The 17,403-nt window shown below is 35.7% G+C and carries 15 protein-coding genes and 1 pseudogene; 2 read left to right on the top strand and 14 right to left on the bottom strand.

Annotated features, from left to right (window positions below):
• Positions 1-98: 98 nt before the first annotated feature.
• The 8 genes and pseudogenes from IPK14_19125 to IPK14_19090 form a co-directional block, all read right to left on the bottom strand.
• Positions 99-1,079 carry a hypothetical protein gene (locus tag IPK14_19125; protein MBK7995409.1) on the bottom strand — a complete coding sequence of 327 codons (981 nt, stop codon included), beginning with the start codon at positions 1,077-1,079 and terminating at the stop codon, positions 99-101.
• A gap of 74 nt (positions 1,080-1,153) precedes the next feature.
• Positions 1,154-1,459 (bottom strand): annotated as a pseudogene (locus IPK14_19120) (tetratricopeptide repeat protein).
• Positions 1,444-4,803, bottom strand: a complete 3,360-nt coding sequence (locus IPK14_19115; protein ID MBK7995408.1) for a protein kinase — start codon at positions 4,801-4,803, stop codon at positions 1,444-1,446. Before IPK14_19115 ends, IPK14_19120 begins: the two are co-directional and overlap by 16 nt.
• 148 nt (positions 4,804-4,951) lie before the next feature.
• Positions 4,952-5,239 carry a ribosome assembly RNA-binding protein YhbY gene (gene yhbY, locus IPK14_19110; GenBank protein ID MBK7995407.1) on the bottom strand — a complete coding sequence of 96 codons (288 nt, stop codon included), beginning with the start codon at positions 5,237-5,239 and terminating at the stop codon, positions 4,952-4,954.
• Between the two features lie 211 nt (positions 5,240-5,450).
• Positions 5,451-5,699 (bottom strand): helix-turn-helix transcriptional regulator, encoded by a 249-nt coding sequence (locus tag IPK14_19105; protein MBK7995406.1) that lies wholly within the window; start codon positions 5,697-5,699, stop codon positions 5,451-5,453.
• 194 nt (positions 5,700-5,893) lie between these two features.
• Positions 5,894-6,598 (bottom strand): response regulator transcription factor, encoded by a 705-nt coding sequence (locus IPK14_19100; GenBank protein MBK7995405.1) that lies wholly within the window; start codon positions 6,596-6,598, stop codon positions 5,894-5,896.
• A 37-nt stretch (positions 6,599-6,635) separates the two neighbouring features.
• Positions 6,636-7,133 (bottom strand): sensor histidine kinase, encoded by a 498-nt coding sequence (locus tag IPK14_19095; protein ID MBK7995404.1) that lies wholly within the window; start codon positions 7,131-7,133, stop codon positions 6,636-6,638.
• Between the two features lie 50 nt (positions 7,134-7,183).
• On the bottom strand, positions 7,184-7,327 hold the full coding sequence (locus tag IPK14_19090) for a hypothetical protein (GenBank protein MBK7995403.1): 144 nt from the start codon (positions 7,325-7,327) through the stop codon (positions 7,184-7,186).
• 533 nt (positions 7,328-7,860) lie between these two features.
• Here IPK14_19090 and IPK14_19085 point away from each other — a divergent pair.
• Positions 7,861-8,103 carry a PilZ domain-containing protein gene (locus tag IPK14_19085; GenBank protein MBK7995402.1) on the top strand — a complete coding sequence of 81 codons (243 nt, stop codon included), beginning with the start codon at positions 7,861-7,863 and terminating at the stop codon, positions 8,101-8,103.
• Here IPK14_19085 and dut read toward each other — a convergent pair.
• Entirely contained in the window at positions 8,060-8,518 is a 459-nt protein-coding gene (gene dut, locus IPK14_19080) for a dUTP diphosphatase (protein ID MBK7995401.1), read from the bottom strand. The genes IPK14_19085 and dut overlap by 44 nt on opposite strands.
• A gap of 35 nt (positions 8,519-8,553) precedes the next feature.
• Here dut and IPK14_19075 point away from each other — a divergent pair, with 35 nt between their 5' ends.
• The gene (locus IPK14_19075; protein ID MBK7995400.1) at positions 8,554-9,309 is read left to right on the top strand and encodes a class I SAM-dependent methyltransferase; all 756 of its coding nucleotides are present in this window, start codon (positions 8,554-8,556) and stop codon (positions 9,307-9,309) included.
• Positions 9,310-9,315: 6 nt separating this feature from the next.
• Here the strand turns inward: IPK14_19075 and IPK14_19070 are convergent, their stop codons facing one another.
• From IPK14_19070 to IPK14_19050, 5 genes are all read right to left on the bottom strand, one after another.
• A complete protein-coding gene (locus IPK14_19070) occupies positions 9,316-10,077 on the bottom strand; it encodes an NAD-dependent deacetylase (protein MBK7995399.1) in 762 nt (253 codons plus the stop codon).
• 8 nt (positions 10,078-10,085) lie between these two features.
• Positions 10,086-11,816 carry an adenine deaminase gene (ade, locus tag IPK14_19065; GenBank protein ID MBK7995398.1) on the bottom strand — a complete coding sequence of 577 codons (1,731 nt, stop codon included), beginning with the start codon at positions 11,814-11,816 and terminating at the stop codon, positions 10,086-10,088.
• 19 nt (positions 11,817-11,835) lie between these two features.
• Positions 11,836-13,572: a M28 family peptidase gene (locus tag IPK14_19060; protein MBK7995397.1), complete on the bottom strand. Its 1,737-nt coding sequence runs from the start codon at positions 13,570-13,572 to the stop codon at positions 11,836-11,838.
• Positions 13,573-13,697: 125 nt separating this feature from the next.
• The gene (locus IPK14_19055) at positions 13,698-14,195 is read right to left on the bottom strand and encodes a hypothetical protein (protein ID MBK7995396.1); all 498 of its coding nucleotides are present in this window, start codon (positions 14,193-14,195) and stop codon (positions 13,698-13,700) included.
• Between the two features lie 100 nt (positions 14,196-14,295).
• Positions 14,296-17,322, bottom strand: coding sequence for a TonB-dependent receptor (locus IPK14_19050; protein ID MBK7995395.1), 3,027 nt, complete (start codon positions 17,320-17,322; stop codon positions 14,296-14,298).
• Positions 17,323-17,403 lie beyond the last annotated feature (81 nt).

The raw sequence follows: 17,403 nt of genomic DNA, 5'->3' as shown, positions 1-17,403 counted from the left end.
CTCCCCCGCAACAGCATTTATTGCTCCAGCCATTAGACCTGCGATAGAAAGCAGTGCATAAGACCAGTAACTATCTGTAATCACAATAAATTAGCTTTTTAACCATAACTATTGATCACAGCACTTTCAGATCTAGCAACTGTGTCTAAAAATGCGTCTACAACCATATCTGGTTCAGAGTAGATTTTAATAAAGTCAGAACTACGTAAGAATTGAAGTATATCGCTTACTTTTGCCTTTGGATATTGAGATAGCGCGCTTACCAAGCCTTGTTGGTATTCAGTACGCATATCAACAAAATCAACGCTGCTTAAGAGTTGGCGATATTTAGCATCTAAAAATCTATCGCCTTCGTGGGAATTTAATTCTTCAATGATAGCGTTTAGTGTACCACCATTTAGATCCTTAAATTTTTGATCATTTAAGATGCTATCAGGATTGTTATTAGCTAAAACGGAAAGGTCTGCGACAAAGGAAAGCTCAAAGCTTTTTTGTTCTTCCGTATAATTAGGATCTGAGAGGAAGGTTTGGAAACATTTACCCCTCATAAAATCTAGCATAAAGTTTAGGTTAGCTTCTGCATTCCAAATTAATGTATCAACAAAAGCACTTTGAAGACCTAAACTTAAGGATCGGAATAGCTCATCATTAATTAAAGTGCGTATTTGTTCTACTAACATTTGGTCATCAGGGTTAGCATTAACAATAGACATTATATGCTCTTGAAGAGCAGGAGCAAGTAAACGAAAACTACGTTCGGCTTCAAGCCCTTCTGGTGCTGGGCCGGATTGAAAGTCTTGTGCTTGGGTAGGTTGATTTTGTGACTTAAACGGGCTAAGGGCCTGTTTTAACCTATCGGCAAGACTACCTTGAAGGTGTGTACTACCTACACTAAAACGAGAGCGTGTAAATTGTAACATCATTCGCTCATCTAGCTCTGGATCTGGTGCTTCAGCCGGTGGTAGTTGGCTAGCAAACTCATGAGCTAAGACTTGAGCTTTAATTTTAATCTCTTTTTTAGTGTCTAATTTCTTTTTTGGTGGTTGTATATTGTTTTGCGGCGGCCTGTAACGCTGCATATTCGTTCCCCCAGCTTTGACATTCTTTTTGAATATTAGGCTAATATTTGACTAGAAGCAATTTAATATTTTTCCTAAACAGTCAAATTAGTTAGTAAATCATAAACTACTTGTGTTTCAGCTACAAAATTTGCTCCTTCTTGCTCACTAGCAAATTGCTTACGTAACTTAACAATAATGGCACAAGAGCCACTAAGTTTAGAAATAGCTTCTTTATTTTTTCCTAATTGTTGTAAACAGCGACCTTGTCCAAAGAGAGCTTGCCATTGCCAAAAAGGAAATTCTAGTTTTTCTGCAATAGATTGACATTCTTGATACAAACTTAAAGCTTCTGTTAAATTGTCAGCAGTCTCATAAGCTTCTGCTAGCCAGCATAAAGTGGCAGTTTGTTCAAAAGATCTCCAATCATTCGTAAAATATTAAGTAATTCTTTTAGCTTTGTAATTGCGCTATCATAATCACCTAAAATCGTTGCTACTTTAGCCATTCCTCTTCCAATCACGAGTTGGAAACCTTTTTCTCCTGTTTCTTGACAAACAGCCATAGCTCTTTGCAAATAATCTCGTGCTTGATTTATATCTAAATTTGTAGGGGAAAGATAATCAAAGCCTTTCATAGTGTGCATGTAGGCTTCGCCAATTCGCCAGCCAATAGTACGCATAAGCTCAATAGCGTCTATATGGGCTTCTTGCAATTCTGTATGGCGGCGTTCATAGTATTGAATGACTGATCCAACAGAATAAAGGCGACTTTCTGCAAAAAAATCATTATTGTTTTGTGCTAGTTCCCTAGCTTTTCTAATCATTCCATTGGCTTCTTGCCAATTACCACGACAATGTAAAACTACTGCATTGAAAGTTCTTGCTTGAGCAAGTAACCGATTGTCCTTATCTTCTTCTGCTAGTTCACAAGCTTTGCCTAAATGTTTTAAGGCAATTTCAAAAGGCATAGATCTCCAATTAGCAATACCAGAATGAAAATGTAGATATCTTTCAGAAACTCTATCTTGAGCAAGTTCAGCAGCCACAAGACCTTCATCACCTAATTTAATTGCATCAGCAAATTTACCTTGAAACCAACCAAATTCACAAAGTCGGGCCTTACCACGAGCAATTAAATGGTTGTTATTTAGTTCTAAACCTATTTTTAACCCCTGTTGCGCTTGAGCAACTGCTTGTCCAACATTGCCTAACCTCAACATAGCTAAAGAACATTTTAGCTTTAGATCTGCTAGAACCACTTTATCAATAGGTTTATAGTCTTCTGGATTTTCTTCTATTGCTAGTGCAGCTTCTTCTATCCATTGACTATATCTAGCAACACTACGCCAGGCTTCTTGCTCCATTGCTTGTTCCATTGCTTTACGAGCAAACTCAAAAGCTTCTTGCCATTCACTTGCAGCGTTATAATGATAGGCTAAACGTCCGGCAACACGGGCTAATTTACTACGATAAACAGTTTTTATTGCTTCAGCAGTTTGAGAATGCAGCCGGCGTTTGTGTGGCTTACTTAAAGCTTCATAAAGGACTTGTCTAATAGTTGCGTTGTAAAAGCGGTAATCATCTCCACGAGAGCCTTTTTCCTCTTTAATTAAAAAAGTTTTTACTGCTTCAGAGATAAGTTTCTCCAACTCATCTTCATCCATTTCACTTAGTTCTGCTAAAACTTCAAAATTAAAGGTTTCTCCTATTACGGCTGCTTGTGTTAAAAGATTTTTCATCTCATCAGAACATTGTTCTAATTTGTACTGTACAGCAATTCCAATTGTAGTTGGGAGTTCTATTTCTTGTAATGATTCACACAGCCACCAACCCTCACCTAATGAAATTTTATTGTTATTTACTAATAATCTAATTAACTCGACTAAGTAATATGGATTACCGCTAGTTATTTCATAAAGTCGGTCTATTTCGGCAGAAGCTATTTCTATTCGTTGGAAAATAGCCTCTAGCATTGCTCTAATTGCAGAAGGGTCAAAGGGTTTTAATTTAATTTGTTCAAAGGTTAAATAGCGGCTTTGAGCTAATATCCAGTCTCGAAGGGCAGATCCTGGTCTAGTAGCTTCTTCATCACTAGCAGTTGCTACTACAAGAATTTTTACTCCTATCAAATTACGTAAAGCATAACCTATTAATTCTAAAATTATATTGCTTGACCAATGTAGGTTATCAAAAAGCAGAACTAAGGGTTGTTCTTGTGTAAGACGTGCAAAGATTTGGCGTAGAGCATCAAAAACTTGCCATTGGTCTATTTCTGTAATTTTATGTAAGCTGCTTTCTAGTAATATTGTGGGTAGGTCAATATTAAATTGGGTTTTAATATGATTAGCTATTTTTTTACCTTGTTCTTGTTCTTTTTTCCCGCCACTAGTTTCTGTATCCTTAAAGTTTAAGACACTAGCAATTAAGCCTAGAACAGCTTGATAAGGATGTCCAAGATTACCACTTTGATCAAAAAAACTACTTAATCCAACAACAGCATTTTGGCTTTGCGCCCATTGTTGAAAGCGCAGAAGTAATTGAGTTTTACCACTACCAGAATCACCTAAAATTAAAATAGGTCTACCTTTTCCATCATAAGCACGTTGCAGTTCTGTTTTTAGTATTCCTATTTCCGCATCACGTCCAACAAATTGGTCATAATTTGGTGTTGCAGATACAGTAATTTCGCTAGAATCCATAATAATATTAAAGGAAGTAAAGCGACTGTTGATTCCTGTCATCAACAATTTACCTGTAGCTCCTTTGATGGATGAAGCAGTAAGAGCTTTAGTATTATATTGTAAGGCTCCTTGTAATTCTGCACGACAAGCTATTAAATCCTCTAGCATAGTTTGCATAGATTGATAGCGAATATCAGGATTTTTCTGCATTGCTCGTCGAATAATTTCTCTTAATCTAAAAGGTATTTCATTGGGCAAGGGTTCTGCTTCTCTAAAAACTACATTAAATAAAACCTGTACATCACTGTCTGCTTCAAAAGCAATTTGCCTAGTTAAAAGCTCATAAAGCACTGTTCCAAAGGAAAAAATATCAGAACGAGCATCTAATGCTTTACCCTTAGCTTGTTCTGGGGACATATAATGAGGGGTGCCTAGAATTAACCCTGCTTTTGTCTTAAACCCATCATCAGGATCAGATGTAGTATTACTAGAAGTAGCCGTTTTTGCTAGACCAAAATCTAATACTTTTAAGTAACCATCTTGGCGTAAGATAAAATTTTCTAGTTTTAAGTCCCGATGAATAATTCCCGCTTCGTGTGCTGCGGCTAAGCCCTGGGCAGCTTGAATAGCAATATCTAAAAAATCCTTTAGACTAATTGGCCCAACACGTATTACTTGACGTAGTGTTTGCCCTTCAACATATTCTGATGCCATAAAGAGAATACTTCCAAAAGTTCCTACTTCATAAACTGTAAGAATATTTGGATGATTTAGTGCAGAAGCCATGCGAGCTTCACGAATAAAGCGGGCTTTATGTTCTCCTTCTCCAGCTAATTCTTTTGATAAGGTTTTAATAGCAATCATTCGCTCTAGTTGAAGGTCTTTTGCTAAATAAACCTCACCCATTCCACCACGTCCAAGTAGATTCAATACTTCATACTTATCAGAAATTACTGTGCCAACTTTTAGTTCGCCACTTGAGTCTTTAGCATTAACTTCTGTTCCACAATTTGAACAGCTACTAGCTGTAGAATCAAGCTCTGTTCCACATTGACAATACATAGTTACCTATTTCTTAGAAAAAATACTAGAAATGTTAAAGCTAAAACTAAAGCGAAGAAAAGAAACTTTGTTTGGGCATTTTACTAAAACCCTGTTAGGGAATCAAACTAAAAGAAATCCCAAAAGAGCTTCCTAAAATTACTAATTTTTATGGTAATGTATATTGTCGATTATCAGTAGCACGATAAAGAACCAAAGTTTTTCCTAAAACTTGTACTAATTCTGCTCCTGTAGCTTGTACTAAATTTTCTGCAACTTCATAACGATCTGTTTCACAATTTTGCAAAATAGATATTTTTACAAGCTCATTTGCTGTTAAAGCTAAACTTATTTGTGTAGCTAAATTTTCACTTACACCTGATTTTCCTATTTGAAAAATTGCTTTTAAGTGGTGAGCTTGAGCGCGTAAGAACTTTTTCTGCTTTCCTGTCAACATTAATTCTTTCCTCTAAATTAAGATTTTACTTATTATACTTATATTAAGTATTAATTTGTATTAACTACTAATGCTTAAAAATGTTTTAGCGATATTAACAAGTTAGAAAATATTTTTCTAGCCAAAGATAAAAACTGCCATTGTTAACTTAATAACAATGGCAGAATTGTAAACTAGGGATAAACTTAAGGAAACTTTTACTACTTCTAACTTATTGCAATGTATACTCTGGTTTGACTAAACCTATCATAATGGCATAGCGCACTAGATGTGCAATAGAGCTAACATGCAATTTCTTTTTAATATTTTCTCGGTGTGCATCGGCTGTTTTATAACTAATTCCTAATTTTTGCCCTATTTCCTTACTAGTAGCACCTTCAGCAATTAATCGTAATACTTCACTCTCACGAGAGGTAAGTAAGTTGCTATCATATTTTACTGAACTCATTTGTGGCATCATATGTTTTGATAATCTCCTTTTAAGAACCAAAATAATCTTGTTTATGTCTTGACTAGAATAACACCGTAGGCGTTAATAACCAATAAACAAGACATTAAAGTTTTATAAATGTTTTTTCAGATGTAGACTAGGGGTTTATTACTAGATAATTAGGATAGGTCTATTGTTTTCTTCATTTAACTAAAGAAAACTCCTTACACATTATTTTGATCATTTTCTTCATTTGGGTCACAAAGACGATATCCAACCCAGGGTTCAGTAATGATATAGCGAGGTTGTGAAGGGTCAACTTCAATTTTACGGCGTAAATGATTAACTGCTACACGTAAATTTTCATTATCTGCCTTATAATCTGCTCCCCAAACACGGGCAAGCAAAGTTTCATGGCGAACAACTTGACCAATGTTAGCAGCTAAAGTTTTTAGTAAATTATATTCTGTAGGCGAAAGCTTAAGTCTTTTTCCATCCAAAGTAACTATATGACGATCAAAATCTAAATCTAATTTTCCTACTACAACATGCCCTACTTCAGAAGCAGAATCATTGATTCGTCTCATAATGGCTCGAATACGTGCTAGAAGCTCATTAATACCAAATGGTTTATTAACAAAATCATCTGCACCACTATCTAAGGCTAAAACCTTGTCTCTTTCTGTCTCTCTAGCAGAAAGCACAATTACTGGTACTTTAGAAAAACTACGAATGCGGCGGCAAACTTCAAATCCATCCATACCTGGCATAGACAAATCTAAAATTACTAAATCTGGCACTTCTTCATTTAATGTATCTAGACCTGCTTGTCCACCTAAAGCAATATTAACTTTATGTCCATAAGCACTTAAAGAACTTCGCAGAGTGCGCAAAATCTGGATTTCATCATCTATAACTAGAATATTCATATATTTTACCTAAGTAACAATATTAGTTTTAGCTACATTAATTTGGTAATTCAATATTAACAGTTGTTCCTTCATTAAGTTGACTTTTTAAGGAAATAGCTCCTTTATGTGCTGCCATTAAGCCACGACAAATAGCTAGACTCATTCCAACTTTAGGTAATCGGTCAAGTTGTTGTGTAGGGCGATATAGTGGGCTAAAAATCTCTTCTTGTTTATCTAAAGCAATACCACAACCTTGATCTATAATGGAGATTTGAATTTTGTTTATCTCTTCTCTAACAACAATTGATACTTTACTATTACCTGGTGAATACACCACTGCGTTTTCTATTAGATAAAATAGCACAAGTTTAATTAATTCTTTATCTATTGTTGCCCAAATTGTTGATTCTACACTTAAATTTATCCTATTTGATAAATCTTCTTTTAGTAATTGATTAAGTTTTTCTATTGTTTCAGTAATTAACTTTAGCAAATTTGTTTTTTCACAATATATTGAAACTTTATTTGTTTGGATACGAACTAGCCAAAGCAACTTATCAATAGTTTTGCTAAGTCGTTCTGCTTCATCATTTATAATAGAGGTTAGTTCTTTTTTGAATCCTCATCTAAATCCAAATCTGTTTGGTTTAATACACTAGCTGCACCTCTGATTGAAGTAAGAGGAGAGCGTAAACAATGAGAAAATCTATCCATCATTTGTTCAAAATCCAGTTGAGCATTGGACAAAATCTATCTCTCCTTACTTTATAAGAAAAAGTCTGGCAATGTTAAATTGATTTTAAGAGTAGCAAATCCTTTTGCAAACTTATCTTTTGCCAAAGAATAACTTAGTAGGCAATTTTAATAAGAATACTAAGTTTTCCTAGGTCAAGCAACAATTTATTGCATTTTGATAGACATATATTTTAATAAAGCTAAAAGCCCTTAAATTAATAAGAGCTTAATACTACATAAAAATTCCATTAAAGTTTGCCAATAAAAAATTTTTCTTTGCTACAATCGCCAAAGTTAATAAAACAAATTATTAAGAACGATTTGGCAAAATTGCTCGTATAGGCTGACACTAAAATAACAAGCAAATTGATAACGCTAAATGCTTATTGCCAAATCCTTAATTCTAAAACTTATAGGATGGGATTTAATGTCTGAATCAAAAAACCGACGCAAAGAGCCTCGCCATTCAGAAGAAATACCTTTGAAAATTCAAGGAGCATGATAGCAATGGAAAGTTTTTTGTTGCAATAGCTTTAACTCACAATGTGAGTCTTTCTGGTGCTTGTGTTTCCTTAAATAGACCTGTAGAAGTTGGTCAAGAACTACAAGTTTTTACCTGTGATAATTCTCTTCCCAATCAAACTTCAGCAAAAGCCTGTTGGGTACAACACCAAAATGATACCTGGCTAATAGGGTTACATTTTGAACGAGCTAACAAATTTTGGAAAAATGCTGGAAAATTTTTTAACCAACTCCTGTTGAACCAAAACCTCCTGCTCCACGCTTAGTTGGATTAAGTTCTTCTACTTCTGTCAGAATATATTCTCCTAACTTTAATAAGACTAATTGAGCAACGCGCTCACCCGGATTTACTAAAAACGGGTGTGCGCTAAAATTTTTTAGCTCTACTAAAATTTCTCCTCGATAATCACTATCAATCCAGCCTGCTCCAACTTCTAAATTATGTTTTACCGATAGCCCTGAGCGACTTCCCACACGACCTACCAGCCCAAGCGGAATTTCTACAGCAATTCCTGTAGAAACCGTTGCTCGCCCAATATCTACAAAACCTTCTTTATTTACTTTTGCAGCAGGAATAATTGTTTCTTTTGCAGCATAAAGATCTAGTCCAGCACTTCCAACTGTCATTTGTGTTGGAAGTTGTGCTGTATTAACTAAGCGTTTTATTTTTAACTCTTGCATGACTTTTTTTTCTCACTAATGTTAGTATTTCTCTTATGAACTCACAATTTAACACCTGTGCAACAGAATATCATAAGTTTCGCCCAGATTATCCAATGGCTCTTTTTGAGCTATTAATAGAGCGTTTTAAGCTATCTAGCAATAGTCTTATTGCAGATGTTGGTTGTGGTACAGCACGCGCAAGCATTCCTTTTGCTCAGCAAAATATTAAAGTTATAGGGCTTGATCCTAGTTTAGAAATGTTGCAACTAGGCCAAAAGTCTTGTCAGTCCTTGGGTTTGCCCACTTTTTTTATACAATCCAGTGCTGAAGAAATAGCATTATCTGACAAAACTATAGATTTTATCAACTGCGCTCAAGCCTTTCATTGGTTTAACCCTAAAAAAGCCTTTAATGAATTTAAGAGAATCCTTAAACCAAACGGAGGATTTGCTATTTATTGGAATAATCGGGATCAATTGACTGCGCCCTACTTGGCTGAAGTCGAAGAATTAATCACCAAATACAACCCCAAATATAAAGGCGGTTATCAGTCTCAGGATTGGGGAAAAATAATAGAAGACTCTCAACTATTTACTGATATTGAGTTTTATAGGTTTTCTCATAGTGAAAGCTTAAGCATAGATGATTTTATAGGGTTAACTCGTTCGTTTTCTTATGTTCGTAATGCGCTGAGTGATGAAGACATGTCTTTATTTACCAGTGAATTACAAGATTTATTAATAAAAAATAGTGTTAGTGGAATAGTAGAACTACCTTATCAAGTAAAACTTTGGTGTGCAAATAGCTAATTATAGCTAATTAAAATAGCTTACAAGTTGTGTAACCGTATTATCACTAGTGCCTAAAATTGTAAAATAAAAATGTGGAGTTATTTCAGTAGTAATTAAATTAGACTCTATTAAAAATGCTCCTCTACGTCGTGCAATTGCTGGTAATAAGCCACCTGGCATAATTTCCCCAGAACTACCAATAGAAATAAATACATCCGTGTTTTCAGCTAAGTTTTCTGCCTTTTGCCAAAGACTTTCTGACATTGCTTCATCAAAAAGCAAAATATCTGTCCGCCAATCACCTCCGCATAAGCATTTACTTTTCCAATGTTCCTTATAGCTAGTCTCTATAATTTGTTTAGAGCTACATTTTAAGCAATGAGATTTTGTAATTTCTCCATGTAACATTAAGCAATTATTGAGGTTAGTGTTATTAGAGCGTTGATGTAAATCATCAAAATTTTGTGTAATGATGTGGAGACTAGGAAATTTTGTTGCAAGTTTAGCTAAAGCTAAATGTGCTGGTGTAGGTTTAGCAGCACGAGTTTTTGCTAGTAAATCGTCTAGTAACCGAAGGTGTAAAACAGATTTTCCAGTAATTTTTTCTGCTGAAAGCAGGTCAGCAATAAAATTAAATTCCCAGACAGGTGTGCTATTTGGCCCGCTTAAAGTCGGCAGTTTAGCCGATGCTGAAATTCCAGCACCAGTAAAAACCACTATTTTTTGAGCTTGTTCAAGCTTGTTTATAACTTCTTTTGGTATTTTGTTATCTAGTATTTTCCCCAAATTATTAACTAATCAGCCACAAATAAATCTACTAATTGAAATTTAGTAACATCTACTAAGCCTTTATCGGTGATTTTTAATTTAGGAATTACAGGCAATGCTAAAAACGACATAGTCATAAAAGGATCTTCTAGTCTACAGCCCAACCGACCGCTAGCGCGTTTAAGCTCATTCATACCTGCACTCACTTTTTCTATCGGCTCATTAGACATTAGCCCTGCAATAGAAAGTTCCAAGGCCGCTTCTACCTTCTCGCCATCAACAGCAGCAATTCCGCCCTGCATTTCTGCAACTTTGCTAACAGCCCTATAAATGCTTTCATCATCTGCCCCAATAGCAATAATATTATGCGAATCATGCGCAACAGAAGCAGCTAAAGCCCCTCGTTGAAGCCCAAATCCCTGAACTAATCCCATACCTCTTCTTCCTGTACCCTTATGACGTTCAACTACAGTAATTTTTAGTAAATCTTGTTTGGTATCAGAAACAACTTGGTCATTTTCAATTGCTGGTTCGCCAATAAAATCTTCTGTATAAAGCTGATGTTTACCTAAGCCTATAATATGAGCGTGTCGGCTACGGGCTTGAATAAGAAAATCTGCTGGGCTTAAAGTACCAAGATTAACAGACCTCTTTGCTTGAATTGATTGGCTCTCAAGTGGTGGCAAGGTTAGCTGTCCATCAATAGCTATTAGCTGACCATCTTTATAAACTCGACGAGGTTGGATATTTTCTAGCGAATCAAAAGCTACTAAATCAGCAAAATAGCCTGGAGCAATTGCTCCGGTTCGCTCAATACGAAAATATTCAGCAGCATTAAGTGTAGCCATACGAATAGCACTTAACGGAGGCATCCCTTTTGCTATTGCGGTTCGCAGGAGAAAATCAATATGACCTTCTTCTAAAATATCGTTTGGGTGTCGGTCATCTGTGACTAATAAACAACGTCGCTCGTTTTCCAGTGTAACCAAGGGTAAAAGATCAGAAAGGTTTTTTGCTGCTGTACCTTCTCTTAGCATTATATACATACCAACACGCATTTTTTCTTTTGCTTCAGCAATACTAGTGCATTCATGATCGGAGGCAATCCCACTAGCAACATAAGCGCAAAGTGCCAGACCTGAAAGCCCTGGAGCGTGTCCATCCAGGCGTTTATGTCCTCCAAGAGCTAGTTTTTCCATTACATCTTTATCTGCATTAACTACGCCTGGAAAGTTCATCATTTCCGCTAGCCCTAAAACTTGAGGATGATTAATAAAAGGTGCTAGGTCTTGGGCCGAAAGTGTCGCGCCAGAAGTTTCTAGTCCTGTAGCAGGTACGCAGGAAGGAAGCATAAAAAATACATTTAGCGGGACACCTTGGCTAGAATCAATCATAAATTTTAACCCATCAATTCCTAAAACATTAGCAATCTCGTGTGGGTCACAAATTACCGAAGTTGTCCCGCGTGCTACGACTGCACGCGCAAAACGCGGGACGGTTAACATTGAGCTTTCAATGTGCACGTGTGAATCAATAAAGCCTGGCGAGAGATAAAGACCTTTCAAATCCTCTTCTTTTTGCCAACGATATGCAGAACCCATTCCAACAATTACACCATTATCAATAGCTACATTAGTTTGGTAGATTTCAGCAGTAAAAACATTGATCATTTTTACATTACGTAAAACTAAATCTACTGTTTTGTCACCTCGTGCAGCACTAATTAAATTTGAAAGATTATCAATTCTTCTCGCCATAAAATTCCTTTCTAAAAGCTTATTTACCACTCTTTAATGATTCTTCACGTTTAGCTTTAAATTCGGTTCCATCTCGCCAAGCAGGTATCTGTTTAGCATTGGCTACTTCATAGCCTATTTGGAAAAGCATTTGCAAATCTTCTACCGCACCGCTTAAATCCCAATTAGGTTTGATGTCATCCGAAGGTTTATGATAGTCCTTAGCTGTATATTCATCAGAAAGTTTTTTACCTTCACCAGCAGGTTTACCAATATATTCTTCACCTTCGCCAGCATTAAGAGCAGGAACACCTTGTTTAGCAAAACTAAAATGGTCTGAGCGATAAAAATAACCTTTTTCTGGCTCTTGGTCAGGTTTGACGGTTCGATTTTGTGTTGCTGCAACGCCTTGAACATAATCATCTAAGGTTGAATTACCTAGTCCAACTACGATTATATCTTTGGTTTTGCCCCAAACATTCATACTATCCATATTGATAACAGCGGTTGTTTTTGCTAATGGATAAAGAGGATTTTGGGCATAGTAGGCTGAACCCAATAAACCGCGCTCCTCGGCTGTAACAGCTAAAAATAATAATGAGCGTTTTGGAGGTGTGGAGAGTTTTGTATAGGTTTTAGCTAGCTCTAAAAGTCCTGCTGTGCCGGTTGCATTATCTTTAGCACCGTTATAAATCTTGTCATTATTGACAGGTATTCCAATACCAAAATGATCCCAATGTGCAGTAAAAACTACATATTCATTCTTAAGCTCTGGGTCAGAGCCTTCTAATTTGGCAATAAAGTTGTTGGATTCAATTTTTTTGTACTTATTTTTTAAGCTTAGAGAAGCTTTTACACCTAAATTAACGGGCTTAAATTCTTTTTTTAGAGCTTCTTTTTTTAATTCTTCTAAATCTTTTCCAGCTAATTGAAAGACTTCTTTAGCTTTATCAAAAGTCATCCATGACTCTACAGGGCAAAGCGATAAGTTGTTGTTGCTGTCGCTAAAGGTAAAACCACCGCTACCCCAACTATTTTTTACAACTTCCCAAGGATAACCTGCCGGGCCAGTTTCATGAATAATAATACAGCCGGCAGCACCTTTTTTTGCTGCTTGTTCAAACTTATATGTCCAACGTCCATAATAAGTCATTGCTTTACCACCAAACATTTTATCATCTGGTAAAGGTGGATCATTAATTAACATTACTAGTATTTTACCTTTTAAGTCTTCGCCCTTAAAGTCATCCCATTGATACTCTGGGGCCTCAGCACCATAACCAACAAAGACTAAATCTCCGTTCATATCAACTTTATCTACTAGTTGACGTGTCCAGGCTACAAACTCATCTCGGAATTTTAAGTTAGTGGTTTTATCTGCGGCAGAGAATTTCATTTCTACTTTTGGGTCAATTTCATAACTAACTAGCGGGACTTTTTGAACAAATGTTCCGTCTGGATTACCTGGCTTTAAGCCTAGTTTTTGGGATACTTCTGTTAAGTATTTAATAGTTAATTCTTCGCCTTTGCTATTTGGCCCACGACCTTCAAACTCATCTGAAGCTAATTTTTTGATATGCTCCATCATGTCATTAGTGTTGATATTGCTAGCGGCTGGGTCAATTGCTATAGCTTTAACAGTGCTTTTACTATCGCTAGTACTAGTTGGTGTTGGGCTAGATGAAGTAGTTGTAGTGTTTGAATTTTCTCCACAACCTAACATAAATGTGCTGCTTAAAAGCAGAAATGTAAAAGAAAGATACCTGCTTGATTTCACTTGTTGAACTCCTAAAGAATGTTATTTGGCGGTAAATAATTTTGTTAATCTTAATGGTTAGCGAAATTTACGTCAATCTAAGGAAAAAGAACTATAGCAAAGTTTTATTTAAGCTATTTTATTAACTAAACAAGATTAGGCTGTAAATAATAGTATTTTGGAGGAATATCTAAGTTAATCAATACTATTAGGTTATCTGAATGCTGAAAATCTATAGCTAAAAATTTATCCATCAAATTATTAATAATAATTTGTCCTGCTTTTTCTTCTAATAACTTGGTATAAATCAGCCTATTTAGTAAGTCAAATTGTGGTGAGATGGTTTCTTCATCCATTTCTAAATCTAGCAAGCTTTTTTCATCAAAATGTAAAAGCCTTGCCCATTGATTTAGGGAACATCCTAAATTTTTTCTTAGAAACCTTAACTCAGAACCAATCAAAGGAAAGGGTTTTAAGATTAGTGATTCTGCAATGGTTATATCCAATAAATCTGTTTCTATTATTTGTGGGCGTTTAGTTAAACACCTTTCACAACTTATTATAGGGACATTTTCTAGATAAATATTTTCTAGCCCTGATTCTATATATTGATATTGTGTTGTTAAATACACAACTTCTGGCATTCCGCATTTTTTACAAATCATAGTTAAAATTAAATAGCCAAAAAACATCTCAGTTTGTAACTAAATGTTTTTTGGCTATTTTAGGTAATAATTACATTTATTAGAAAGAAACTCTTAATCCAACTTGAAATTGACGTGGCGAAAAAGCGGCCCTAAACCTATCTGGAGTTGCAATAAAGCGGCTGCCATCTTTAGCAGGTAAATTAAAATTTCCAGTAGTATCAGGAGCAAAAATTGGATTAACATCGCTGATATTAACTCTGTTAAATAAATTAAATGCTTCTACATAAAATTGTAAAAAATATTTTTCGCTAATTGTAAACTTACGTGTCAATCTCATATCCACATTGGCAAAACCAGGTGTTAAACCACTATTACGGGCAACACTAAGGCTACCATCTAAGGGCCGATCTCCTGGAGGATTATCACCATTTAGATTAAGGTCTACACCTGCTAATAAATTATAAGGACGGCCAGATTCAAGATTAACTATACCTGAAACTTGAAAATCTCTTAATAATGGGTTTTTGGTATAGCTTAAGTCCCAAGTACCTGAAAAAACAAATCGACTACGAATGTCTTGGAGTGATAAACCTCTCTCACCACGCGGATTAGTAGGATCATTAGATTGTTGTAGCTCATTACGAATATCAATAAAATTATCTATTGACTTTGCAAAAGTATAGCTACTTAAAAATCCTATTCTTTGGCTCAACCTACGATTAAATGATACAGTAAAAGCATTGTAGTAACTATCATAGGCATTAGTAAACTCAAAAATATCCCCACGAGTAGTATCAATTCTTCCCATTATCGCGCTATTAGTAGGATCACCCGGTATTGGTCTTACAATAGGATTAATATTTCGTTGGGAAAGAATTTTTAATCCACGAACAAAAGTATAACTTGTTGAAAGAACCATATTATTCCCCATAAAATAATCTATGCCAAAATTAGCTTGTTGGGTATAACTAGCACGTGGATTGCTTTGATTAACAAACTCTAGGCTTAATTGTGGAATTAGGTTTACTCCAGGCGGTAAGGTTGAAGAAATAGGTAATCTTTTATCTGGTAAAGCATAAAAAGGTAAGGAAAGAGGAAATTGTAATAAAAGAATTTTTAATGCTCCGCTTACAGACTCATTAGAAACAAAGGCAGATCCATAAATAGGAGCCGCAAAAAATAATCCATAAGCTCCATGAATATTAGCTTTAGAAAACTTTTTAGGACGATAGGAAAAAGATATTCTAGGAGAGAAATTTCCATTATTAGAATCTAGTACATCAATACGGCTACGATCATAGCGTACACCTAGTTTTAGTATTAGCTGGTCATTGATTTTAATATCATCTTGAAAGAATGCTGCAAAAGTATTACGTGTAACGCCTCCAACAGCATCATTATTAACAAAGCCTTGTGCAAAGGCTGCTGGGATACCAATATCAGCTAAAGGTAAAAAAGGAAAACCAGGAATAGTTGCTGGTAATGCCCCAGCAAGAAAATTTAAGAAGGCTCTTTGCTCAGGTGTACGTCTTGATGGGTCAAAAGCTTGTAGTCCAGTAAAAAATGGGCCTCCGTTTGGTCTTAAATCTAATTGAGGGAAAAAGGCAAAACCATTATTAAATACTGGTACTAAGCCATCTTCCCCTATGCTATCTCTGGAATAATCAATGCCAAACTTAATTTGATTGCGGCCTCGGCTAAGACTAACATTATTAAGCACTTGGAAAAGGTTCTGAAGTCTTGGTTGTGGGAGTAATGTACCTGTACCAAATACTACTAATCCTTCTGGAGCAACTAAATTTACTTGAGGGCCTCGGTTATCTATTGGGTCAATAGTTTGATTACGTCGGCTATAAAGAACTCTTGTTTCATTGACTAAACTCAAACCAGGATTGATATAAGTATTATTAAAGGCTATAGAATTATCATCTAAGGATTGTCGCCCTCCTGTAGTATCAGCCACCCGTGAACCTGTAATTAAATCGCCAAAAGGCTCTCCAGCCCCATTAAATGTACGTCCATAATTATAGCGAGCATAAAGAGTATTATTTGGAGAAATTTGAATATCTGTCCTTAATAAAAAGGTGGAAGTCCCTATGCCAAAGGGAATTGCACCATTTCGTATTGGAAAGCCTTGGCTGTTAATTGATCTTAATGTGTCATCAGAGATACCAACAATAGCATTTTGTTTTACAGATAAGCGTTCAAAGGAAGTAAAGTAAAAAGCTTTATTTTTTTTAATTGCACCACCTAGTGTAGCACCAAACTGAAATTGCTTAAATTTAGGCTTAAAGTCAGCAAAAGCATTACGAGCAGCAATTGATTCACCTCGATTAAGAAAGAATAAAGTGCTATGTAGGTCATTACTTCCACCACGGGTAACAATGTTAATGATTCCGCCAAGTGCCTTACCAAATTCAGCACTAAAGCTATCAGACACAACTTGAAATTCCTGCACAGCTTCTTGGCTAAATGTTGAACGCACTGCACCTGGGCCAGCATCATTATTATCTAGACCATCTATTGTAATAGAGTTAGTACGAGCAGGCAGACCATTAAAAGAAAGTCCAGAACTAGCAGCAACACCTTGTTGAGGTGTGCGGTCTGGAGTTACACGTGGTGAAGTCAAAGAAAAGTCTAAGAAATTTCGGCGGTTAATTGGAAGAGTATCTATACGACCTCGATCATTATTTGAGCTACTTGCGGTTTTAGACTCATCAACTCCACTACTAGCAACAATTTCTATTACCTCAGTTTGACCAGCATCAACTTGCAAAATAAAATTGCAATAGCCAACAGTACCTAAAACTAAATCAAATCTGGCAATACGTTTATTAAAACCAGATACAAAGGCTGAAATTTCATAATTACCTGGAGGTAATTGATTAAGTAAAAACGAGCCTTCTTCATCAGTTTGAACTTCTCTTGTTAGGTTTGTTTGTAGATTTCTTGCTACCACTGTAGCTTGAGGAATTACCGCACCTTGTTCATCTGTAACAGTACCAGTAGCACTAGCTGTTGTGGCTCCGGTTTGGGCCCAAACAGGTTGAGGATTATTTGTAATAAAAGAGAAAAGTAGTAAAACTAAAAAAAAATTCATACCCCAGGTTTTATTTCGCCTCATAGATTACTCCCAATATTTTTAATAAATTGAAATTTATGGATAACACATTTTGGTTTTAAGTAGGATTAATATTAACTAAAT

This window comes from Blastocatellia bacterium, assembly GCA_016713405.1.
Classification (GTDB): Bacteria; Acidobacteriota; Blastocatellia; order Chloracidobacteriales; family JADJPF01; genus JADJPF01.
Note: the sequence above shows the minus strand (reverse complement) of the source record. Positions and strands in the feature narration are given on the sequence as shown.

Excerpts from the sequence above, each read along its gene's own strand:
- dut (MBK7995401.1), bottom strand. The coding sequence starts at position 8,518 with ATGCAAGAGTTAAAAATAAAACGCTTAGTTAATACAGCACAACTTCCA.
- IPK14_19055 (MBK7995396.1), bottom strand. The coding sequence starts at position 14,195 with ATGCCAGAAGTTGTGTATTTAACAACACAATATCAATATATAGAATCA.
- IPK14_19105 (MBK7995406.1), bottom strand. The coding sequence starts at position 5,699 with ATGATGCCACAAATGAGTTCAGTAAAATATGATAGCAACTTACTTACC.
- ade (MBK7995398.1), bottom strand. The coding sequence starts at position 11,816 with ATGGCGAGAAGAATTGATAATCTTTCAAATTTAATTAGTGCTGCACGA.
- yhbY (MBK7995407.1), bottom strand. The coding sequence starts at position 5,239 with ATGTTGACAGGAAAGCAGAAAAAGTTCTTACGCGCTCAAGCTCACCAC.
- IPK14_19115 (MBK7995408.1), bottom strand. The coding sequence starts at position 4,803 with ATGTATTGTCAATGTGGAACAGAGCTTGATTCTACAGCTAGTAGCTGT.
- IPK14_19050 (MBK7995395.1), bottom strand. The coding sequence starts at position 17,322 with ATGAGGCGAAATAAAACCTGGGGTATGAATTTTTTTTTAGTTTTACTA.
- IPK14_19100 (MBK7995405.1), bottom strand. The coding sequence starts at position 6,598 with ATGAATATTCTAGTTATAGATGATGAAATCCAGATTTTGCGCACTCTG.
- IPK14_19125 (MBK7995409.1), bottom strand. The coding sequence starts at position 1,079 with ATGCAGCGTTACAGGCCGCCGCAAAACAATATACAACCACCAAAAAAG.
- IPK14_19075 (MBK7995400.1), top strand. The coding sequence starts at position 8,554 with ATGAACTCACAATTTAACACCTGTGCAACAGAATATCATAAGTTTCGC.